The 23461-nt window shown below is 40.7% G+C and carries 19 protein-coding genes; 5 read left to right on the top strand and 14 right to left on the bottom strand.

All coding sequences use genetic code 11. The annotated features are described in order from the left end of the window. Positions 1 to 40 precede the first annotated feature (40 nt). The 8 genes from I6J03_RS22265 to I6J03_RS22230 form a co-directional block, all read right to left on the bottom strand. Positions 41 to 1096: a YncE family protein gene (locus tag I6J03_RS22265; protein ID WP_003006729.1), complete on the bottom strand. Its 1056-nt coding sequence runs from the start codon at positions 1094 to 1096 to the stop codon at positions 41 to 43. A 35-nt stretch (positions 1097 to 1131) separates the two neighbouring features. Next, positions 1132 to 2244, bottom strand: coding sequence for an alpha/beta hydrolase (locus I6J03_RS22260; RefSeq protein WP_236586210.1), 1113 nt, complete (start codon positions 2242 to 2244; stop codon positions 1132 to 1134). Positions 2245 to 2603: 359 nt separating this feature from the next. Beyond that, positions 2604 to 3113 (bottom strand): RNA polymerase sigma factor, encoded by a 510-nt coding sequence (locus tag I6J03_RS22255; RefSeq protein WP_003006719.1) that lies wholly within the window; start codon positions 3111 to 3113, stop codon positions 2604 to 2606. Between the two features lie 71 nt (positions 3114 to 3184). Then, positions 3185 to 4324, bottom strand: coding sequence for a cytochrome-c peroxidase (locus I6J03_RS22250; protein ID WP_039989932.1), 1140 nt, complete (start codon positions 4322 to 4324; stop codon positions 3185 to 3187). A 12-nt stretch (positions 4325 to 4336) separates the two neighbouring features. Then, entirely contained in the window at positions 4337 to 5896 is a 1560-nt protein-coding gene (locus I6J03_RS22245; protein WP_003006713.1) for a DUF6850 family outer membrane beta-barrel protein, read from the bottom strand. Between the two features lie 20 nt (positions 5897 to 5916). Beyond that, on the bottom strand, positions 5917 to 7275 hold the full coding sequence (locus I6J03_RS22240) for a DUF4876 domain-containing protein (protein ID WP_201694029.1): 1359 nt from the start codon (positions 7273 to 7275) through the stop codon (positions 5917 to 5919). 11 nt (positions 7276 to 7286) lie between these two features. Continuing rightward, the gene (locus I6J03_RS22235; RefSeq protein ID WP_003006708.1) at positions 7287 to 10295 is read right to left on the bottom strand and encodes a TonB-dependent receptor; all 3009 of its coding nucleotides are present in this window, start codon (positions 10293 to 10295) and stop codon (positions 7287 to 7289) included. A gap of 6 nt (positions 10296 to 10301) precedes the next feature. After that, the gene (locus tag I6J03_RS22230) at positions 10302 to 11102 is read right to left on the bottom strand and encodes a FecR family protein (RefSeq protein ID WP_201694028.1); all 801 of its coding nucleotides are present in this window, start codon (positions 11100 to 11102) and stop codon (positions 10302 to 10304) included. Between the two features lie 132 nt (positions 11103 to 11234). On the opposite strand from I6J03_RS22230, the gene I6J03_RS22225 reads away from it, so the two are divergent. Next, positions 11235 to 12461 (top strand): RCC1 domain-containing protein, encoded by a 1227-nt coding sequence (locus tag I6J03_RS22225; RefSeq protein WP_003006703.1) that lies wholly within the window; start codon positions 11235 to 11237, stop codon positions 12459 to 12461. Positions 12462 to 12550: 89 nt separating this feature from the next. Here I6J03_RS22225 and I6J03_RS22220 read toward each other — a convergent pair whose 3' ends face one another. Continuing rightward, positions 12551 to 13606 (bottom strand): hypothetical protein, encoded by a 1056-nt coding sequence (locus I6J03_RS22220; protein ID WP_003006699.1) that lies wholly within the window; start codon positions 13604 to 13606, stop codon positions 12551 to 12553. Between the two features lie 248 nt (positions 13607 to 13854). Continuing rightward, complete coding sequence (locus I6J03_RS22215; RefSeq protein ID WP_201694027.1) at positions 13855 to 14745, bottom strand: DMT family transporter; 891 nt, start codon at positions 14743 to 14745, stop codon at positions 13855 to 13857. A gap of 89 nt (positions 14746 to 14834) precedes the next feature. On the opposite strand from I6J03_RS22215, the gene I6J03_RS22210 reads away from it, so the two are divergent. Then, complete coding sequence (locus tag I6J03_RS22210) at positions 14835 to 16265, top strand: aminotransferase-like domain-containing protein (RefSeq protein ID WP_201694026.1); 1431 nt, start codon at positions 14835 to 14837, stop codon at positions 16263 to 16265. Between the two features lie 101 nt (positions 16266 to 16366). On the opposite strand, the gene I6J03_RS22205 is transcribed toward I6J03_RS22210, so the two are convergent. Next, entirely contained in the window at positions 16367 to 17365 is a 999-nt protein-coding gene (locus I6J03_RS22205; protein WP_003006687.1) for a beta-ketoacyl-ACP synthase III, read from the bottom strand. A gap of 524 nt (positions 17366 to 17889) precedes the next feature. Between I6J03_RS22205 and I6J03_RS22200 the strand changes: the two genes are divergently transcribed. Next, complete coding sequence (locus tag I6J03_RS22200) at positions 17890 to 18420, top strand: hypothetical protein (protein ID WP_003006683.1); 531 nt, start codon at positions 17890 to 17892, stop codon at positions 18418 to 18420. A 105-nt stretch (positions 18421 to 18525) separates the two neighbouring features. On the opposite strand, the gene I6J03_RS22195 is transcribed toward I6J03_RS22200, so the two are convergent. Further along, entirely contained in the window at positions 18526 to 19614 is a 1089-nt protein-coding gene (locus I6J03_RS22195) for an SH3 domain-containing protein (protein WP_003006676.1), read from the bottom strand. A 370-nt stretch (positions 19615 to 19984) separates the two neighbouring features. On the opposite strand from I6J03_RS22195, the gene I6J03_RS22190 reads away from it, so the two are divergent. Further along, positions 19985 to 20629 carry a hypothetical protein gene (locus tag I6J03_RS22190; protein WP_157600433.1) on the top strand — a complete coding sequence of 215 codons (645 nt, stop codon included), beginning with the start codon at positions 19985 to 19987 and terminating at the stop codon, positions 20627 to 20629. Between the two features lie 15 nt (positions 20630 to 20644). On the opposite strand, the gene arr is transcribed toward I6J03_RS22190, so the two are convergent. Beyond that, entirely contained in the window at positions 20645 to 21073 is a 429-nt protein-coding gene (gene arr, locus I6J03_RS22185) for an NAD(+)--rifampin ADP-ribosyltransferase (RefSeq protein ID WP_003006667.1), read from the bottom strand. Between the two features lie 458 nt (positions 21074 to 21531). On the opposite strand from arr, the gene I6J03_RS22180 reads away from it, so the two are divergent. Continuing rightward, positions 21532 to 22392 (top strand): hypothetical protein, encoded by an 861-nt coding sequence (locus I6J03_RS22180; protein ID WP_039989930.1) that lies wholly within the window; start codon positions 21532 to 21534, stop codon positions 22390 to 22392. 62 nt (positions 22393 to 22454) lie between these two features. On the opposite strand, the gene I6J03_RS22175 is transcribed toward I6J03_RS22180, so the two are convergent. Continuing rightward, positions 22455 to 23315 carry a DUF6265 family protein gene (locus I6J03_RS22175; RefSeq protein WP_003006658.1) on the bottom strand — a complete coding sequence of 287 codons (861 nt, stop codon included), beginning with the start codon at positions 23313 to 23315 and terminating at the stop codon, positions 22455 to 22457. Between the last annotated feature and the right edge of the window lie 146 nt (positions 23316 to 23461).

The raw sequence follows: 23461 nt of genomic DNA, 5'->3' as shown, positions 1-23461 counted from the left end.
AAGACTTTCCTCTTTATCAAAACCTACGAATGAGTTTTACTTATCGGATCAGCGTAATCGTATCACCGTTGGTATCTGCAGGAGGGGCAGGCTGTCCTTCCACTGGTCTGCCACCTTTAGCTTTATTAATCACATAAGCCGCTCCCGTCTGTGGAGATACTTTTACATTATTTGGATGCGATCCTGTCGGTAAATCCGCCAGTACAGCATAAGTGTCAGCATGAATGACGGTAGTTGTACCTGTCTGGCGGTTAGCCGAATAGATTCGGTTACTTTTCTTGTCATAGCTGATACCAATCGCTCCGGCACCTGTCGGAATCGACTTGAGTACTTGTCCTGAAGCAGCATCAAGAACTGTTATAGTACCGGATTTCTGATTAGCAACAAAGATGTGGTTGCCGTCAGCTACAAGATTCACAGGAGATTCTCCTCCGGAAGGGAAGCTTTTTTCTACTTTATGACTCTTCAGATCGATCACTGCCACTTCATTAGTGCCCATATTTGTGATATACATTTTGTCTTTACGGTCATTCAATACCATACCTGTGGTTGTTTTGCCGGTATTTTCGATGCTGTGCAGATAGGTGTTGGTTTTGCCGTCAATCACCCATATACTGCTCGGATCGCCAACATCAGAGATATAGATCAGGTTATTGTCTTCATCTACCAGAACTTCACGCGTATGACTGTTACCTTTTCCATTATTGAATGTGGCAATCACTTTACCGGTTTTAATATCCACAGCACTGACAGAATGCGTGCGGGTATTAGTCGTGTACAACGTTTGAGTTTTGTGGTTGATTCCCAGACCAAACGGTGGATTTTCTTTCATGATAATGCTATCTGTAATCGCCAGACTTTCCGGATGGATTTTATAAATGGCTCCGCCCGGTTGTGTTCTGCTACCTGCGGAAGTCACGTAGATAAATCCATTCTGCTCATTGACAACAGCTTCATACACACCCTTGCCAGCTGTGGAAGATTTAACAACTGTTTGAGCTGTTGCCGAATGTCCCCATGTCAGGAAAGCAAACGCAAATGATGAAGCTATCAGGATCTCCTTTTTGAAGATATGTGGTTTTGTGAAGTTGTACATAAATAAATCAGTTTTGATATGTGAAAAAAATGATGTTAATTTAATTTTGCCTGCCACCAGTCATAAAAAGCCGGAAATGCTTTGTGCCAGTACCATGCTCCGTGTCTTCCTTCCGGATTGATGCTGATTTCCAGTTGCGGATGATTTTTTTCGCGAAGCATATCTGTGATTTGCAATACATCCGTATTCATAGTGACTGTGCTGCCATCAGGTTTGATCCTGTTTTCATTCCCTCCACCATAAAAATAATAGTGCTGGTCACTGATAGCTGCCTGATAGCCGATGCGTGTGATCGTCTTCTGCACCTGTCCTTCGTCTAACCATATGGATGGCGAAAATACCCCCAGTGATCCGAATACATCCGGATAGGACAGGCCTGCATATAGGGTCAGTAATCCGCCGACTGAACTTCCGGCCATAGCGGTATGCTTCTTGTCGGGCATAGTACGGTAGTGGCTGTCTATGTAAGGCTTAAGTGTATGGACTATAAATTTGAGATATCCGGCTCCCTGAGGATTCGGAAATCTGCTGTTGGGTGATACAAAGTATTCATTCTGACGATCTTCTTTACTTTCTGCATGAGCTACCGCTACGACTATGGCACTTTGACGGTGGCGGTCTATAGCCTCATCTACACCCCATTCCAACGGACCTATACGTCCCTGAGAGGTGGCCTCATCAAACAAATCCTGACCATCATGCATATAAAGCACAGGATATTTTTTATCAGATGTAGCGTAGTCCTTTGGAAGATATATCCATACAGCACGTTTTACAGCAAGCTGGGGAATATAGAATGCACTGTCCAGAAGATGTACCTGCGGACTTGCTGTGGATGCCGGGAAATCATCGCGCCATCCAGCGATATCGATCCGGATAACCGTGTCTTTCTGGATCATTACGTTTCGTGGAGCAGTAAGTGTACCCATTGCCGTAGATTCTAATGTCTGCCAGTCTCCTCTTGTAAATTTAAATTCCAGCAGTCCGGCTTTAACTTCCGGCAGTATAATACGACTATGCAAAGGAGTTGTTCCGGAAGGCAGTGTATCAAGCATGTGCAGCTTTGGATTCCAGCCATTAAAGTTTCCGGTAATATATAAAGGGTCGTGAAGATGCGTTGCCGGTGTACTCTTTACTTCAATGGTCACTTGATATTTGGATTGACTAAAAGCGGGAAGGACAAAAATCAGATAACTAAAAAATAAAAGAAGAATACGCTTAAAAACCATGTTGTGTATTAAATATGTGTAAAATGCAGATGTTATAATTCCGCTAATTTATAATTATTCTAAATAATTAAAGACCGTTATTCATAATAATTATAAATAAAGACATAGCTGTGATAAAATAGTGACAAAAAAATACTTTATGATATAAGAAAGGGGAAATATCACGTGTGATATCGCCCCCTAATAAACATAAAAACAAACTATTATCTTGAGAGCCGGCATATACCAACCTTAATTTCTTTTCCGGATCCGGATATTGCTTTCTATCGTTGCAGTTCTCAGGAATTGAGTCTGCGGAGATTTTTATAGGCAAGTTTTATATGGGTTTTGACTGTGTTGATCGAAACCTGTAGTCTATCCGAAATCTCCTGATATTTGAGATCGCCCCAAATATTCATATCGATGGCCTCCCTTTGTCTGTCAGGGAGCAATTGTATACTTGCTGCCACATCTTCCAGTCGCTGCTCGTAGGCTATACGGAGTTCCATATCATCATGATCTTCCCCCAGATGGTGAAAGTCCGAAGAGATATCCTGAATAGGGAGTTGTTTCTTCTTCAGTACATTGAGACAATTGTTGCGGATAGATCTCACCGCATAATGCTCAAACTGCCCTTCGATTTTCTCTGCCCTATTCTTTTGCCACAGCAGGTAGAAAAAGTCCTGAACAATATCCTCAGCTTCCTGATGATCTTTCACATATTGGAACGCTACCTTGCATAACATTTCATAGTATTGTTCAAAATATGCTTCAATCAAATGTATGTCTGATCTCTTGCGCAGTTTCATTACTCTATTTTTATTTAGATTAATTATAAATAATTGCAATTTTACGGTTTAATTTTAGAATCTGCAAATATTTATTCAGGTAATTGCGGTCTTTCTATCTCTATCGGCTGAGCAGCAAGGGCTTCCAGAAAGCGAATAATAGCTTCCCGTTCTTTCAGCGTGATCCCCAGAGGCTGCAAATGAGGGGATTGTTGCGGATACAGACTATCTGTTTCCTGTCCGGATTTGGCTTTAGGCTGAGGCATGCCGGCATTATATTGGTTAAGCAACATGCTTATATCATTAAAGCGTCCGTCATGGAACCAGGGAAAGGTGCGCATCGCATCCCTGAGTCCCGGAGTTTTGAAGGTTCCGATATCGGCTTTATTCCGGGTTACTTCATATCTGCCCAGATCCTGATTTTTGGTTCCGTAGTTGCTGAAACCTAGATTATGGAACTTACCATCTGTAAAAAATGGACCGTTGTGACAATTGAAACATCTTGCTTTGGTACGGAACAGGTGCATACCCCATATCTGTTGATCAGATAAAGCTCTTCCTCTTCCTTTCAGAAAATTATCAAACCGGGTAATATTGGATGAAATTGTTTGCTGGAAACAGGAGAGTGCTTCACCGAGCTGATCCGCATTCATTTTGTCTGTTCCAAAAGCTGCCTGTATCCATTCCCGGTAACCTTTGATGGCATGGATGTGACTCAGTGCGGTATCTATAGGGGTATTCATTTCATTCGGATCTTCAATAGGAGAACTTGCAACCTGCTGGAGCTTATCCTGACGACCATCCCAGAAAAAGAGTTGTTGAGCCCATATATTCTGCAGAGAAGGGGTGTGTCTCCTTCCGATGCGGTGATTACTGCCAATGGCTTTCTTTCGTCCGTCTGTCCAGTGCATATCCGGATCATGGCAGGAGGAACATGATATCTGCATGGATGCGCTGAGTCTCGGTTCAAAGAAAAGCCGTTTACCCAGTGCTATTTTGGCCTGCGTAGCAGCTTCTTTCTGATTCCATATCGGAGGAGCCGGTAACGGAGCCCATTCCTGATATACGATATCTTTATCTACATGCGGTGCCGGCCATTGATCCAGCGGTTTTTCGTACTGCTCCCGAAGAAGTACAAAATCCGGTTCTTTGTCAGGTTTCTGTATCCAGAAGGACTGAAGAATAACTGCTGAAAATAAGATCAGGATAAGGATCAATGAGCTGCGTATCAATTTTTTACGGTGTTAGAAGTAAAGGAATAAAGAAGCTGATGCACGGGATCTGCTTTTGCCGGTGATATCGGGTACTGTATTTGTTCGTTGTACATAGTTTAACTGAGGCCTGACACACCATTTCATATCTGCCAGTCTGAAAAAATATTGCACGCCCAAATCGCACTGCAGGTACTGAGTCTTGTCATAGTTTATATCCGATTTGATCACTTCTTCGATAAAAGGGTTGGTGCTTTTGGGACTGTATGTGAACTCCGTACTGTGTGGAGTAGAATAGCCTATACCCAGCTCTATATTTAGCTGATCCGTAAGTGCATGTCTGCCCGCTATGCTCGTGATCTGACGACCCCGTTTGCGGTTTACCATCATATTGCCGTCTGCCTGACTGGTATAACTATTCTCTACTGCGCCCCATAATGAGGTATTTCTGTTCCAAAGCCGGATATCTTTAAAAACTTTTATTCCTAGCCGCTGCTGCAGGTAGACATAGTTATTTCCGGAAAATTCTACATTCAGATCCCTCCCCTTTGTCTGTGAGGCGCGGATAAGGATACCTTGTCCGTGATGGCTTATACTGAATTGTCCTTTGAGCTGTTTCATGTCGTAATCACCGTACATATCATATCCGTCATATCTTCCTGATGAATTGCCACGGTCGTATTCTTCATGGATCTTTTCATAACCGATATCCCCTAACAGCAGGAGATCTTTAGACTGGTAACGACCTTCCATTCCTATACCACGATAGTCCTGATTATTGGTGTATACCCGATCTGAGAAAGCGAGGGCAGTTCGTATGGTCCCATAGCCGTTGGACAACCAGTTGAGGTACTCCGGGAATTGTGTAGATTCATAATACTCTTTATTCCTGTAATCCACCTGCGATTCCTGTTGACCATATCCCCAGGTGGCTCGTATACCGATGCTTAGTTTGCTCAGTTTTAAATTCAAACTTGGTTGCAGTTTTAGTTTGAAATGCTTGAGCACTGCTCTGGGATCGTTTGTACTGTAATGATCCCCCATAGCATAGTCCGTAGCAAGAGCGATATAGATCGGTGACCATACTTTAATACCTGTCTGTGTATTGATCGTATAATCTGTACGGGTGTAATGCACTGCACGCTGGGCGGCATAAAAGTAAGGAGAAGATTGTTCGTCGTCCTTTCGGTGTCCCCATCTAATACTGTCTAACTGTTGTTTTTCATATATAAATTTTCCCCAGAACCAGATGTTTTTAAGTTTTTTGCCACCTTCCGCTCTGAAACTGCCTAAAGTCTGCTTTTCAGCTTCCTGATAAGGTTTGAGTTCACCATTAATTGCTGTAAACTGAAGTTGCGTAATACTTAGTTTGTTGGGTATAAGCGATTCTAACTGCACTGCATATCCTTGCTGTGCATGTTCGTAGCGCTCTTGTTGCATTGGATTACTCAACAGGTAGCGGGAAGAGTCTGTTTGTGCATATCTGTGCTCAGGGAGTTTCTGAGCAGCAGCGGATTGTGGATTAGCAAAGCATATTCCAAAGACTGTGAACAGTTGCAGGGAATGGGTAAATGTAAGTCGGGATATTTTCATGGATAAAAGGTTCATATGTATTAATCTTTGAATCCTCCCGGAATTGCGGGCATAATCCATTCAAAATCATTAGAAGAGTTGTTGGTATCCTGCAGTACACGTCTGCCGTCTACGATCCTGGCTACCTTTCGCATAAGTGCCTGTGAGCTATACGAGCCGAGGGGAACAAAACCAAATCCGGCATCCAGTTCAGGACTTAACTTTTTCGGAATACGGCGGTCTGCAGTATTGGGCTGTGTTTCGACAGCATCAATAATGTATTTTTTAGGAACACGGGTATACAAGGTTTTTCCTTCTATAGTTGTTTCTTTTACTTCCGCATATTTAGGCCACTTTCTGATATCTTCAGGTGTCTTGAACAGGGCATAGCTTATACGACCGATATTGTCCATCATCATCGTTGCGCCAAAGCGTTGGATGACAATGAGGCTGGTTTTGCCCGGTGTCGGAATATCGATCAGGGATTCGGAGACTCCTTCTTCGAGATACGGCGTTGTAATGACTTCAAAATCAGCCTTGCTTAAGTCTACCGTGAGGTCCGGGCGGCTTACCTCATATACTTTTCCATTTTTATTTGTAAAAGGAGCTTTGTGGTTAATGGCACTGCGGGCTACGACAAGACCCTGACCGGGCTGTATAGGATAGGTCGTCCCATTTCCGGGAAACATATAGATAGCCTGTGCGTACAGGTAATCTGTATTGGCATTGGCAGGTGCTACTTCAGTTCCTAATGCCTGTCTCCAGTCAAACTGGCCATTTTCAAGCAATTTTTCAGGCATACGGTATGTTGTGGAAAGCCTTCCGTAAACAAACATCATGCAGAGGCTGTCTGCATAAAGTACTTCATCAGAATTGTTGTAGATTTCAAAAAAGTTGTCCCGCAGAGAAGCGGCTTTATAAAGATCCGATCCTGCATAATACAGTTGCTTGATGACCCAGTCGCCGGGTACAGACTTGTGCAGGGTAAGGCTGATTTCATTCCGGTCGCGTGTCGGCAATATTTTGTAGCCATTCTCTGCGGCATTAAACGTGACTTCCCGTTTGCTCTTCTCGCCAAAAACCTGTTCGTATTCTGTCATTGAGAAGTTTTTGACTACCTGTATATCGTATTTTCCGCTGCTAAGCTCCGGAATAAGTGCGATGCCGTCAGCATCCACTCTTGCCGAATCTTCTGCACCTGTAGTCAGATTTTTGAGATAGACGGTATAACCTTCTGTAGAGAGCTGGGGACGCTGGTATGCGGATTCGTATTGTACCCGTACCGCAAGGGTAGTGGCCTTCAGATCAGGTGCGATATCTTTCTGACAGCCTGCGAATGTAAGGCATATTCCTGTCAGGATAAGGGTAAGCAGATAAATATGTTGTATATATTTTTTCATGATGAGATGGATTAAAGTTTGAAACTGATTTCTCCTCCGAATGATGGCGGATCATTGAGTACGACACGGTTTTCTGTACCAGGCACTATATAACTCGGGCGCCAGTTGAGCATATTGAATACATTGAAAGAGAAGCGAAGGCGCTTGTTTATATCCTTGGTTACCCGCAGGTGTATATTGCCGTATTTGATGGCATGTCTTTCGTTTTCCCTTCTGTTGGAGGCCGATAATGTAGCAAGATGTCCGTATACCGGATTTTCAGGATCGTAGTTCTCTATAGAATGAAAATTAAACTTGTTATCATAATATCCGATCGGTTCTCCGGAACGGCCATATTGAGTAGAGTGGGTAGTGATCGGAAAATCGGTGATCAGATTGATCATCAAAGCAAGTGAAGGTATATGTGTCTGGGAAGATAAGGTAGCTCTTATCTGTTCATTACGCCTGTTTTCAGGAGGAAAGACCGCAAAAATAGCCTCTTCTGAAAAATCTATTTTATCCAGTGAAGTATAGTTAAGGTAGGGCGAACTGTCGTAGTAAAAGGAATTGGTATAGGCACTGCTGACGGTAAATGAAGTGGCCAGCCAATGTATTTTAGGTGTATTGACCATTAACTCTATTCCGTAGTTTTCGGATTGCAGGCTATTGATGATTTGCGAATAAGAAGAAGTCTTTTTAGTGCTGAGACCCGTTGGACTATAGGTAGGACGGCCATTGGCATCCAGTTTATACTGATACTGTGGTATAATCCAATCTTTGAATATACTTTTTGTAGAGAAGCCGTCTTTACTGATCTTGCGATAAGCGGTCACCGATAGATTGACTTTGTTTTTACTATAGTGATACGATAGCTCCTGAGTATTGGAACGTGTGAGCTTCAACTGATTATTATTGGCGTAAGCCATATCTGCATATACCAGATAGAGCCGCAGATCCGGATCGTCACTTGGGTAATTGATAAGTGGTATTTTGAAATATACAGGTCCCGGATAGCGATGCGCCAGGGAAGGGGCTTTGGTGGCGTACCCCCATGCAAAACCAAGGGTAGAATGCGCATTCAGCTCTAATCGTGTATTGACACGGGGAGAGAAACTCCATGCATCGCTTTGATTGTCTGCACGTATACCTATCCGAAAGTGAAGTGGCATGGAAGAAATACGGTATCTGAAGGCATCTTCTACATAGATGCCGGTATTGAGCATAGTGGGTACATTTTTATAATTGTAGGTTTGCTCTTTGGAGCTGGAAAACAGAGGACGTTCGAGATCTATAATCTGCCCTCGTCCTTTATTGGCAGATAAAAATGTATTTCCTCCCATACTGAGGGCATGGGTCGCTCCCCAGAAAGTTTTAGAGGCTGTCAGGCTCAGATTTACATTTGCTGTTATCGGTTTTCCTTCTACCGCAGTGATACCCAGGTAGCTGCCGTTAGCCCATTGTGCTTCGTATATACCCGGAGATTTGATGTCTACATAGGGGAAACTCTCGTCATTGATCAGATATTGCATAGAAGAATATTGACGGCCTGCAGAGACGCCCATACTTAGATTCACCTGATCAAACCAACTATTTTCTTTAAACTGATAGGAAAGCCTGTCCGTAAAACTGATATTGAAATATTCAAATGTTGATTTGCGTTGTGCACGGTCATCCAGATCTAGTTTTGCTCCGTCCAGATTACCGCTGATATTGAGGGAGAAATTGTTTCTGACCTGTCTTCTTGTCCCCATTTGTATGGTGTGGGTAAGCGATCCTGTAAGTCGTTTGTAGGCTTTGAGATTGTCACGCGGATCATTATTGGCCAGCAGATAGTTTCCGTTGAAATTTAGCGCTCCCAGTTTTCCGGGTAATATGATTCCTTTACCTACACTGTATTGAGAGGTTCCCTTACGAAAAGAAGTACGGAAGTAATAAGGTGATTTACCCGCTTGTGTATTAATAATGACAGCTCCGTCTGCATAGTCACCGTATTTGGCTGAAGCCACACCGGAGATCACTTCAATACTCTCGATATTGTCAACGCCGATACTGCGCATATCTATACCGCCATAAGCATTGTCACCACTGGTTGTATTACGATTGTTGAGCCCGAGCCCGTATTCACCAGCAATGTACGGATTAAGAAAACCATTGGCTGCAGGATTTAAGGATTGCATATTGGCGTTGTTGCTGAGTTGTACACCATCCATATAATAACTGACGGAAAAGGCATTGTTGCGGCTGAAGATGTCTGTGTCCCAGCTGTCTCCGGATACAGACCGCAGGGTCAGCATATTGGTTTTTGCCATATTTGTTTCCGTCACGGATTTGCCTGGAAGCATATTCAGTACATCTGCAAGACTGATTGCCTGTGTATTCTCTATTGCTTCCCGATCAAATATAATAGATGAGTTGGATGATCTCTTAAGGTCTCGTACTGCATCTACATCTACTACAGCTAGTTTCAGATCTGAATTGACCATTCGTATCTGTATTGTATCTGTAGCGCGTTGAGGAGGAAGTTCTCTTTCTACGCTTTGCTTGCCAATGTAGGAAGCCAGGATTGTGAGCTTCTCATGAGGGGGCAGGGACAGTGTAAATCTTCCTTTTTCATCTGTATTTGTTCGTATCTGTAGCGCAGGTATCTGTAATGTAGCATAGGGAAGTGGTTGATCTGTCTCATCAAGTATACTGCCGTTTACTATTCTTTTTTTTTGAGTCTTAACAGGCAGATGTTTTGGTGCCGGTGTAAGGAGCAGAACTCCTTTAGACCAATTGTATGCTAATATATTAGGATCTATAATCTGTGCAAGATATTGCTCCAGCATGATGTTGCTTGCTCTTAGAGTGACAGCAGGGTGCTGGCGCAAATCTGTCGGCAGATAGATTATATCGATGCCGGATGTCTGCTGGATCTGAAGTAAGACACTGTTAAGCGGTGTAGGGCTTGTAATTTTTAGCGATATACGTTGTTTTTGCGCATACCCCTGAAAGCTAATGATCAGACAGATCAATAGTATAGTTAAGGATTTGGTTGACATGAGGATTTAGTGTAGAATAAGTTGATTGGCTTCCAGAGTGATGCGGCTGTGACTGACCTTTGCTATAGCATCCAGGAGTGCAGGCAACTGAAGCTGATCTTTACTGAGGCTCAGGGTCAGCGCCGGATATGCAGCAGCAGGATTACTTTGTTTAAACGTTTTACCGTAGTATACGGCTATACGGGATAAGGCTGTTTCAAGCGGAATTTCCTGAAATACCCATTTTCCGGACTGCCATGAAAATTCCTGTTCAGCATTGACCTCACTGACCTGAACTTTGAGGTCTGAGGGAGAGAATTGCAGGCGTTGTCCGGGATGCAGCATCTGCTGAAACGTACCGTGGTGGAATGAGATGAGTCCTTCTTTCAGTGTCACATACACTTTGGGACTGTAAGTATTGACATTGAAGTATGTTCCCAGTACTTCTATTTTACTTTCTTTATACCATACATGGAAAGGGCGGCTGGCATCATGACTGATAGCAAAAGATGCTTCTCCAGATAACAGATGTACCTCACGAATTGAATTTTCAAACTGTGCAGGATAGCTGACAGAGGTGTTGCCGTTTAATATAAGTTTGCTGCTGTCGGTCAGTACAATTGTTTTGATTTCATGGGCTGAGGTAGTCACCGTAATCAGTTGCGGAGCATTGGAAGAATGTTTTAACAAGAAGTAGGAGAAGCTTCCTGAAATTATCAATATTGCAATTAATGTGGATAATAACCTATTGGTTTTCTTGTCTTTATGTTGATTCTTATGAATTCTTCCTTGAATATTATTCCAGGCTTTTTCTTTGTCAAATTCCATATGCTTTAAGGCTTTTATATCAGAGCCGTTTCTCTATAGACCACGAAATAAAAAAAAGGGTGAAGGCTATTCACCCTTTTTTTTAATCTGTGGTCTTATGTATGTGAATGACCACAGATTAAATATTTATATATGCAATACCTAAACAAGAAATGGACGCTTGGAATTATCCTGGCGTTGACTATGCTGTCATGCAGCAAAAAAGATGTTATTGATGACGGAGGCAAAGAGCCTGAAGTAGAAACCCCTCAGAATTACTGGAAATCAATTTCCAACGGACAATCCCATAGTCTGGCGTTAAGTACCGACGGCGGTATTTATGTCTGGGGAGATAATACGGACGGTCAGCTTGGAACCGGTAATAAGGAGGCTGTAGCCAAGCCAATTATACTGACGGGGACTCAAAAATGGAGCCAGGCACGTACGGGATACAGTCATAGTCTGGCTATAGCAACAGACGGTACACTCTGGGCATGGGGAGCAAATACAGAAGGACAGCTTGGACTGGGGAACTTTGGCGAGGCTGTGACTATACCGACTAAAGTAGGCATGGATACAGACTGGTCTTCCATAGCAGTAGGAGGCGATTACAGTCTTGCTTTGAAGAAAGATGGAACACTATGGTCCTGGGGTAACAATCAGAGCGGACGTATAGGAAACGGACAGACATCCGGAAGAACGACAACACCTGCAAAAGTGGGCGTAGCCAATGACTGGGTGAAAATATTTGCCTGGAATAATTGGGGTTGTGGATTTGCCATCAAGAAAGACGGTACATTATGGGCATGGGGAACCAGCCAGAATTATATGTTAGGCACCGGCACTACTGCCAACCAATTGACTCCTGTAGAGGTCGGTAAGGGGAAGAAATGGAAAACAGTATCTTATGCAAGAAGCCGTAATACGCTTGCTATTGCAGAAGATGGTACAATGTGGGCAGTAGGTCGTAATAACAAAAATCTGTTGCAACAAGGGAACTCTACGGCACAGGAAAACTGGGTACAGGTAGGTAAAGACAACGATTGGGAAGATGTATCTATCTTTAATTTAAGTGTATTGGCTGTTAAAAAGAATGGTGATCTGTATGGCTGGGGTACAAATACTTATGGCGAACTGGGAACAGGTAAGATCAATAAAAGCTCGACAGATGAAGAATCTGTGAATGAAATTACTAAGATCTCAGGAGTCAGCGGAGCAAAAGAAGTCCTGTTAGGATTTAACTTCTCCCTGATCCGTAAAGAGAATAATAAAAGTATCTGTATTGCGGGATCTAATCTGGGAGCTTTCCCATCTTTAGGAACTGGAAATGCTGCTTCAGCTCCTGTACTGACACACGGTTGCGATATTACATTGTTCTAAACGTTAATAACCACTAAAGAAGCAGGCGTACTCATCGGAGTACGCCTGCTTCTTTTTTGAATACTGGATGTAAAGCAGTCAGTAGTCTTTTATTTTAGTTTTGTCAATGCTTTAGCGTTTCTTAACAAAAAGACGTATTGAAAATAATCTGTAGCAGAGCTTCCTTTTTCAGGAACGATATTTTCTCCGAAAACCCTTGATTTTACTGTTATCAGATTCTGGGATTTAAAGTACGGTGAGTGCTGAGCATTGATTCTAAACAGTGTAATGGTATTAGGACTGCTCAAATCTTTCAGATCATTTATTCCCTTTACCAATTGTAAAGGACCATCTGCATTGACCCAATCAATTTTTTCGTCTTTTGGTGTTGGAAATTGAGCATTTTTCGGAAGATACATCTCGCTGTCCAGAGTGTAACTAACAAAGCTGCTGACCTTTATGCCGGATTTCTTTAATTCGGATGCAAATGTTTCACTGCCTCCCTGGACTTTATTTTGTAGTGCATGGAAGAATCCGAAAAGACCATAAAATTTTTCATTCTCCAGTTTCATTTCTTTGACAGCGTTTTTGAAATTGACAAACATGACCGAATCTCTTGATACTTTTGATGCATCATCAAATCCCTTGTCAATTCCGATTACGGTGATTTTTAAAGAATCAGCCAGTTTTTGATTATAATCGTAGATATTACTCCATTTGTCAAATAACTCCTGACTTGATTGCTGAGGAATTCGCTTTTTAATAGCAGTGACAACTTCTTTCAGGTTATTTTCATTTTTGGAACTGTCCTTCAGAAAAGTGGTTAATTTGTTAGCAGTCAGGCTATCCATTTCTGCTATATAATACCTGACTCCAAGTCTTTTATTCAGAAAGAATAACAATTCTTTATCTAATTTTTGGTTATCTGCGTAGCCATGAATCTCCCCTAAAAGAAAAACGTTCGATTTGTAGAAGTCCTGATCAAATAATTCGCTGTTGATGGAATCTGTAATCTGCGATTTGTTTTTCGTCAGATAACTGATGTTGTCCTCATCTTTAGATCCCAGGAATAATTTATTACTGATAAAAAAGTAAAAAAATAAGATTAAACAAATACTGATAATAGTGATAAGTGTGTACTTGATGATTTTTAAAAATGTCTTCATTCGTTTATTGTATTGATCAAAATTTAGGATTAGTAATATGAACTCTCCGTTCTATAATATTGAAACTGTAACGCAAACAGGCAAATAAATAGGGTTGCAGGATTCAATATCAACAGCTGGTTAATGTTATAAATCTTCGGTGAAAATACAAAAAAATGCGAATGCTCATGCATCTGTATTTTTTTATTCTGCAGTTATTAGAGACTAACTGTTTTTACCTTCAAAAGTTATATTTTATCTTGTGCTTATCAGGCAAATCGTTTTGAACCGGCTACACATAAAATCACACCTATCGTGATTCCGATCATCGCTACACTTACCTGTTCATGAAGTAAAGATGCTGCAAGAGCCAGACCAAAAAATGGCTGTAACAGTTGTAACTGACCTACTGCTGCAATCCCGCCTTGCGCCAGTCCCTTGTACCAAAATATAAAACCAATGAACATACTGAACAGCGATACATAAGCAAGTCCCAACCATGCCGGGGTATGGATAGCATGCAGAGCAGGAGGGAAGAAGTACCACATCAGGGGGATTATAACAGGCAGAGACAATACCAATGCCCAGGATATAACCTGCCATCCGCCTAATGTTTTAGAAAGTTTAGCTCCTTCGGCATATCCGCATCCGCATAATATAATGGCCAGTATCATCAGCAGATCTCCCGTGAAGGAGGAAGTATGCTCCTGAACAACTGCAAAACCTATAACCAGAAGACTACCCATCACAGAGAAAATCCAGAATGCCGGACGTGGCCGTTCACCTCCCCTAAGTACCGCAAATAGTGCTGTTGTAAGGGGAAGCATTCCTACAAAGACAATAGAATAGGCTGAAGTCATGTATTGCAGAGCCATGGCAGATAATAAAGGAAAACCAATTACTACTCCGATAGAAACAATAAATAAAGGAACTAGCTGATTTTTTTGCGGTCTTTTTTCTTTAAAGAATAATAATACACAGAGCGCAAGTATACCGGCTGTTCCTGCACGGGCTACTGTAAGGAATATGGGGTCAAAATCCAGTATAGCAGCTTTAGTAGCCGGCATGGATCCACTGAAGATCAGGACTCCGATAAAGCCGTTGACCCATCCGCTATTAGTTTTGGATAATATATCTCCTGTTAAAGATTGACTATTCATAAGATTATTTTTTGTAAAAATAGCAGAGCTACGGATGTAATAACAGTATCAGTTTTGAGTTTTTAAATGGACACAGTTATATTTGTATAATGGGTAAAGAATTTTTATACAACGAGATTGCTACCGCACTGGCACAGCAGATCAAAAGCGGTGTTTTGAAATCCGGTGACCGCTTACCTTCTGTGCGGAGACTCTGTGCAGAGCATGATATCAGTATGAATACAGCCAAAAGAGTATTTCTGGAACTGGAAGGGCAGTCGCTTATAGATTCCAGACCACAGTCCGGCTACTTTGTAAGTCATGTTCCCTTTTTGAGACTTCCTATTCCGGAGGTAAGTCAGCCTTCAGCAATAGCCAACAGCAATGAACCGGACCAACTCATCAGCAAAGTTTACAGCAGTATGGGTAATGATGAGCTCACTCTACTTTCTATAGCTGTTCCTGACCGGGCATTACTCCCTTTGGCCAAACTCAAAAAAGAGATTATGCATGCAACACGTGAACTTCAGGGAGGAGGGACAGAATATGAAGTGCTGCAGGGAAATGTAAAACTCAGAAGGATGATTGCTGTACGCAGTCTGGCATGGGGAGGAAACTTAAATGAAAACGACCTTATCACTACAAACGGGGGGATGAATTCGCTTTCTTTTTGTCTGATGGCACTCGGAAAACCGGGTGATACGATTGCTATAGAAAGTCCCTGTTACCCCGGTATATTGCAACTGGCCGTTGGGCTGGGGTATAAGGTCCTGGAACTGCCTACTCACCCGATTACAGGTATAGAAATAGAAGCATTGAAAGAGGCTATTCCTAAAATTGATATCTGCCTGCTGATTCCTAACTTCAATACACCTTTAGGAAGCTGTATGTCGGATGAAAATAAAAGAGAAGTTGTCAGGCTACTGGCTAAACATCAGATTCCGCTTATTGAAGATGATGTATATGGTGATCTGTACTTCGGAACTCAACGTCCCAAATGCTGTAAGGCATTTGATACGGAAGGCAATGTGTTGTGGTGCAGCTCTGTATCCAAGACCCTGGCTCCCGGATACAGGGTGGGATGGATCGCTCCCGGTAAATACAAGGAAAAGTTGCTGAAACTAAAGCTCGTACATTCGATCTCGTCCACCTCGGTTGTACAGGAGGCTGTCGGAAATTTTCTTAAAACCGGCCGTTATGAAAGTCACCTGCGCAATCTGCGCCGGACTTTGCAGGATAATTATCAGAAATATATTCAGGCTATAGCAGCTTATTTTCCGGAAGGAACAAAGATCAGCAGACCTCAGGGCGGGTTGGCACTCTGGATTGAATTTCCGAAGGGAATAGATACCGCACGCTTATATGATCTGGCGATGAAACAGCAGATCAGCATAGCTCCGGGCAGAATGTTTACCCTGCAGGATCAGTTTGAAAACTGTATGCGGCTGTGCATAGGACTGCCCTGGTCAGAAGAATTAAAATTTAAACTTAAACAATTGGGCAATCTGATAAACGTTCTTCAGCAGTCCCGCAAAGTCTGAATAAAATGGGTTATAAGCTTGAATTATAAATAATGCTAAACAAAAAAACACCCCAATCATATAGTTTGGGGTGTTTTTGTATATTGTTAAATGCCCGGTTTCTAAATCATCCAGCGTAGCAGACTGGCTCCCCAGGAGAAGCCTGCACCAAATGCCGTGAGCATCACCAGATCTCCTCTTTTGATCTGTTTGAGATTCTCCCAGATACACAGCGGAATAGTGGCCGCAATCGTATTACCCAGATATTCTATATTGCTTAAGGTCTTTCCTTCTGCAATATTTATAGAGCGACCTACCGCATCGATAATACGTTGATTAGCCTGATGTGGTACCAACCATCTGACATCATCTATCGTGAGATTATTTTTTTGAAGCACATTATTACAGGCGTCACTCATGGATTGTACAGCTTGTTTGAATACCGTCTTGCCATCCTGTTTCAGATATTTACGCCCGCTTTCGGTAGGTTCGTTTTTATGAGGATAAAGAGAACCGCCGGCCTCAATATTGAGAAACTCACGGCCTGTACCATTACTTCTCAGATAGGCATCCATGATACCGCCCACCGTAGAAGGTTCCAGCCATACCACACCTGCTCCGTCTCCGAACAGGATATTTGTAGAACGGTCTTCTACATTCACAAAAGTGCTGATGTTGTCAGCTCCTATGACAAGAATATTTTTATACCGATTGGTTTCAATCAGAGATGCCCCCATATCTAGTGCATACAGAAAACCTGAACATGCGGCATTGATATCAAATGCCCAGACATTTGCCAGACCTAATTTCTCAGCAATGATATTTGCTGTAGCCGGCATAGGCATATCCGGAGTGGAAGTTGCAACCAGAATAGCATCTACATCGTAGATGTTTTTATTAAACTTTTCAACAAGATCGTGTATTGCACGGACAGCCATATCCGAGGTTGCCAGATTTTCTTCCAATATTCGGCGCTCTTTGATTCCGGTACGTTTAACGATCCATTCATCGGAAGTATTGCATACTTTCTCTAAATCGTAATTGGTTCTTCTATTTTGAGGTACATAGCCCCCGATAGCTGTTATTGAAGCAAATAGTCTTGTTGGTAAACTGTTATTCATATAATTGGATACTCTAATAATATGCTGATCCTTGTTTGCGGAACAGTGGGCCACGAATAGAGAGGACACAGATCAGAATCCGTAAAAACATCATGCGAAACCACAGTTTTGGCCGTAGTATCCGAAGTAGCAAGCGTTAGAAACGTATTGGTTTTTCTGGATAATGGGGAAATTACAAATCTCTCTCTCAACATTCTTTGTTTTAAAGTGCAAAAATAGAATTATTAGTTGTGTTGGAAACTATAAAATCAATTATTTTGACAGAATAATTACGATTTAAGGTATTTTAACTTCTTAAACTCCTTTTAACCTATACCTGCTCTCATTTGGGCTGAGCTGCATGTAACGTTCAACACTGTCATAAAAAAAGTAATGAATTTTTTTATGGCAAAAAAATAGCTAGTACTCGGTATATCTTTGCTTTGATAAATAGCGTAGGTTTATTCAAAATAGTCACACTACTGTTTTATAACCGGAATTACCGAACACCGTATTACAAGGTAGGTGCAATAAATTTGAATACAATGGCTAAAGATGTAATAATTGTACCGATTTTCCCTGTAGATCCTAATGTAAGAATTAGTATTACGTCTACAACTAATGCAAAATTTAATCAACGATTTTGGATAGAGAAAAGATATAAAAATTCACTAAAAGGAGAATGGATACAAATGGGAAATCATGTGTATTATGGTGCTCAAGCATCTGCTATCGAATTTAAAATTGATACAAAAAATGAAGAGTCATGGTGGCGTATAAGAGGCGAGAATGATACGGGCGATGGTGGTTGGAAATCATCTAGAGGAATAGAGTCTTTGGGTGTTGGTACAGAAGAGATCTTGATCAAATTTGATGATGATTTTACTGGTGATAGTGATTTTGACGATCTGGTTGTAAAAATATCGCTTATCTACCCAGATATTAAGAAGCTTGATGAAAAATTTTATAATGATTTTGATAAAAGAGCAAGCGGGCCGAATGGAAAAAAATACTTTGATTCTAAAAAAGTTATACCAGAACTTGATAAAAAAGGCAAACCCATAAAACCCCATTAGAGTCTGTATTTTTAATCCTTCATTAATGCTTTGAGAATTGAAAAGGTCAAAGCATCAATGAAGGATAATCAGTCAGAATAGTGATATTTTGGCTGATTATATCCGTTACAATACTTTAATACGCAAATACTGAAATGAAGTATTCAGGTGACCATCTTCCATCCAAAAGGAATTGATATGATTGGCTGTAAGATACAGATAGCCGTCTGTACTCCAGAACATTTCTCCAGGATTTACAGCCGGCATCCAGTTTTTGAAACTTACACTCATGGTCTGTTTTATACGTTTGTCAGTAATTGTATAAAGCTCAAAATCACCTGTTGATTCATATGGATTAGCATATATGCATATAATATGTTTTTTATCCGGGGACAGATACGGGAATTCTCCGAATACCTGTTTTTCTTCTCCTGATGTTTTATCAATCAGACGATAATCCATACTTTCATAATACGATCCGCTAATCAGATAACTATTTAAGAATTCGATCTGTCCTTCATATTTGAATATCTGCATATCTTCTTCTGCATCAGGTTTATCTGTGAACCGAACCGTCTTGCCTGGAGTCTTCAGTTCAATCACCCCGTTTTTCTTTTCGATTTTCGTAGTATCAGCCAGAAAGAAATCGACTTCAGATTGTTTTTTGCTGTCAAAAAGAGATTTATCAATCAATTCGATCTTAAGATATTCTTTTAATTGTTTGCCTTTCTCAAAATATTCTGCCTTTCCATTTTTCTCCATTAATGAAATAATATCCAGATCTGCAGGCACCAATGTTATTTCTTTCATAGAGCCGGTTTTGCTTTTCAGAACATATACCTTCTCCCACCTCGTCGTTTCAGTTTCCTGCCCGTTTTCAGTGTGATTTCTTGTAATTCTGTCCCGTATTCCATACCACTTATCTGTTTCTTCGATGACTTCAAGTCTTGTTCCGTAGGGATATCTACCCAGTTTTTTGGACTGTTCATCCGGCTGCTGTTTCAATTCGGCCCCGCTTCTATCCGTCACGGTAGTTGTTTTGAGAACATTCGTCTTATCAAAATCAATGGGGATACCTTCTTCGTCTTTTTCCTGTATCAGGCTGTCTCTAACTGTTGTATCCTGAACGATCTTGTCATTTGTTTTGGGGCTATTGCCACAGCCTGAGGCTGATAGTAATAGTAAAGAAAATGTAATCTGTAATAGTGTCTTCATAAAAAGGGCAATCAAGCCTTGAAAAAAGTTTAAATTATATCAGTTTTGCTCGCAAGTATCGTGCTAAATTAATTAAATTACATCATTAAACAGATGTTTTTAGTTTATAAAAGAATATTAACTTAGAAAATAGGTTGTGCTATGTGCGAATATAAATTCCTTTGCGGCGATTGGAGAATCAAAATCTGCGGATATGTTTTTAATGGCTTCTTTATAGCCGGATTGCTTAGTAAAATCAAAATGAAGGAGTGATTCAATTACGGATTTAAGCTTCCGGACGACAGATTTAAATCCGCTCGTGACGAATCTGAAAAGGGACAATGAATTATTCTTACATGTTAATAGATTTGTTTATATTAAATATCAGCATATGTCAACTCAAACAAATACAAGTTTAACTGTCATTGAAAAAATCAAAAGCATAGCTATAGCATTGGTCGCTACCGGAATGACAGTCAAAGGGTTTACCTACTTTACGCCGCAGCTTAGCTATGATATCCCACGTATATTAATACCCGTATATAAGCTACTGGGTCCTGTTGGATTAGCCGTCAGTATGACAATACTGGGGTTGATACTGCTGTTGTGGAGCTACTCTCTGTGGAAGAAAAACTCAGGTAAAACGATATCCTGGATCGTTATCGTATCCATATTGATCTTATCTATCGTGACCCTGATTATAACTGTCGGAAATAAGAATAAGGCTGTTTCTGCAATAAATGTACCTGCATCACCACAATCTGTTGATAATTCAGCAGTAGCCTGCGAAAATGTACCTGTCGTTTTTCCTGCTGTATTCGGAGCTGAGGCAAAACAAGAATATGAACAACTTATTAAAGAACTGGAGCAAGCTATTGCAGCAAAAGATGCCGGCAAGAGCTGGAGTGCTTACAACAACCTGAATGTATTTGTTGCCAGATTAAAGACTGATCAAACGGATCAGGAGCAGCTGAATTTTATTGTAGCACAAACCAAAAAAATGGATGCATACAATCAGCAGATAAAAGGATTATAGTAAACGGCAAAAGGATTAATCTTCTATTGCTTCGATGCCCTGATCTTTGAGCTTGGCCAAATGTTCCTTCATTGCCTGAAGTTGTTCAGGAGCATGCCCCGTCCAGTTTTGTATTTCACCGATTATGCGCAGCGGACTTTTTGTACGATATGATTTTGTGGGGTTTCCGGGGAACTTTTTGTCCGTTAAGTTAGGATCATCTTCAATCGGGCCGGTTGGTTCTACGGTATAAATTCTGCCTTTAAGTTCTCCTGCTGCCAACTCAGCGCCCCAGATAGCAGCATCTAAAGTCTCCGTCAGATAAACATAACGGGCTTGTTTTCCGGTCCCGTAATTTGAACGAAAACCAGGCTCTATAAGATCTCCTTTCTTGAGATCTGCTTTTGTGCCGTGGTAAAATTCTTGTTTGTCAGATCCGCTTGTCGTTTGATTATCTGTTTTCATAAGATTATTAAATAGCAAAGTAAATTACATATAAATGTAATAGATATGACTGATATCTGGAGCTTATGTGACCGTTTTTCTCTCCTTTTTAAGGAGAGATTCCGATTATCGGGAGAGAAGTTAAAAGCGATTGCAAAGCAGCCATTGGTAAATTGTTGGTGGGGACACCAACAAACGCATACAACGCGTTTCCAGCTGCAAAAAAAAACAGACACAACAGACACAAGTGCCACTACGCTCATACTTGCGCCAGATGAATTTTAAGTGAAAAATAATTCATGCTAAATATTATTTTTTTAATCTTAATGCTTTGTTTCTCTTTTTTTATTTTGTTTTTACGTTAATTTTTCTTTAAAAAATTTTTAATTTCTATGAAAAACTATTATTAACATATTTTATTCGTTACATTCGCTTAGGTTATGTAAATATTATAAATGTAAATTTAAATGATTGTAATTATGAAAATTAAAAAATTAACAATTGCTTTATTGGGAATGTCTTTGTTGGCATCATGTAAAAATGAAGTGGTAAAACCTACAGAAGATGTAAAAAATGTAGATGACCAAGAGATTTTAAAATTAAAGAACTTTTATGGTAAAATAGCAAATATACCTACGGATAGTGTTGTCTATAATGCTGATAAAGATTATTTTGTAATAGCTGGAAGAGAGTCGATTGAATCCGGAGAAGAGCTTGCAGTTGCTTTTATGCAAGCACAATCCTTTAGTGCGGCTTCAAATAACTTATATCCTCCTGGACATCCACAATATGCAGGTTATCCAACAAGTTGGTATTATAACTTTGTTTTTAAGAAAAAGCAGCCAGCGACAGTAATTAATACAGAATATTATAGTGGATCTACTATTAAAGCAGGAGCAACATTGATGTTTCCATTCACATTAACTAGTCCTAACAGACAATTTTCTTTGCTTGCCCAAGTTGATGGTAACTTAGTGATTCGTAATAATGGCAATGGGAAAATTTTATGGGATTCGGGCTCATACAGGAAATATGGAACAAGAGAAATTTATCAGATCAGATTTCAGAATGATGGTAATCTGGTAATCTACTCTAATAAAGATGGGATATTCGGAGATGTGGTTTGGGCTACGAATAATTTGTTTGTACCAGGAGGTGATCCGGGGTTTGCTTTAATACGGACCAATGCTAGGTATGTACTGCAAGATGATGGAAACTTAGTTCTTTACTTCGCTATCAATTCATCATTTACTCCTACAAGAGATATAATAGCTCAGCCCATAGCTGAAACTAATACATGGGGAGGTCGTGTTTCAACACAGTGGAACCAAATTAAGTAGTTGTATAATAGCTTAATATGGTATAGGATGTAGTCTGTACCATATTAAGTTTACAAACCACTTTAAGGTTTCTGTTTCCAAATTTTATCTGAGGCAGGCAGATATTCCGGTAAAGCCGCTGAGCCGTACCAGTTGAATAGTTCAATATCCAACAGACCGGCTTTTACAGCAGGATCTGTTTGCAGGATTTCTTTTGCTTCGTCAAGTGTATTGATATTATTTAAGATAAAAATACCTCTGTAATTGTTCGTGTTTTTGCCTAAGGGGCCAGCTACAATCAGCTTGCCCTGTTCGACCAGCCGATTGATGTTTTGGAGATGTCCTCTAAAGCTTTCATTGATAAAGGTTTTGTCAGTCGTTGTGTTTGCCCCGGTTTTCAGTATAACAAGTATATACTTTTTCATTCCGTATGCATCTCCGCCCAGTTTTTCTGCCAGTAGAGCATCATAGTTGCTATTGGATGTAGCTGTGTCTTGTTGAGTATTGGAGGACAGTTTACGCATATTAAATGCATACTCTTTTTGTTTCAGGTCTGAGATCCGGACTTCAATTTCGATATCAGATAATTTCCTGTAGTTAATCTGTTTCGGAAAATCATGTTTAAGATTTTCAAAGATGAATGCTCCTTCCTTTTCTTTCATAGTAAAGGAAACAGGTTTTCCCAGATTTTGATTGACCACGGTAGCAGTGTAGACGATGCGATCTTTTGACTGTGTCAGATTCAGGTATTCTGTTACGTTTATTTGACCGTTTTTGATCCGATAAGAAAATCCTTTCAGCGTTTTATCATTCAACTGATCCCAGTGTTCATAGATTTCCGCATTATTTACTTTCCACGTACCTTTTAAAAAAACAGGCAGGAGGGACTGACCAAAGGCGGGTACAAGGACAGACCAGAATATAAGGGCTAAAATTGCTTTCATAACATAGGATTATGGTATGCAATTTATAAATATTTTATGGTTTATCCGCGCGCAGGCTTTCAAGACTAGGCATCTTCATAAAGCAGTTTGCTAAAGATCTTACAGAGTAGATATTAGAAAGTGTGCAATCCTTTAATTATATTAGT

Origin of the sequence: Sphingobacterium spiritivorum, from assembly GCF_016724845.1 — a bacterium.
GTDB lineage: Bacteria > Bacteroidota > Bacteroidia > Sphingobacteriales > Sphingobacteriaceae > Sphingobacterium > Sphingobacterium spiritivorum_A.
The sequence above is the reverse complement of the archived record's forward strand: the minus strand, read 5'-3'. Positions and strand labels throughout refer to the sequence as shown.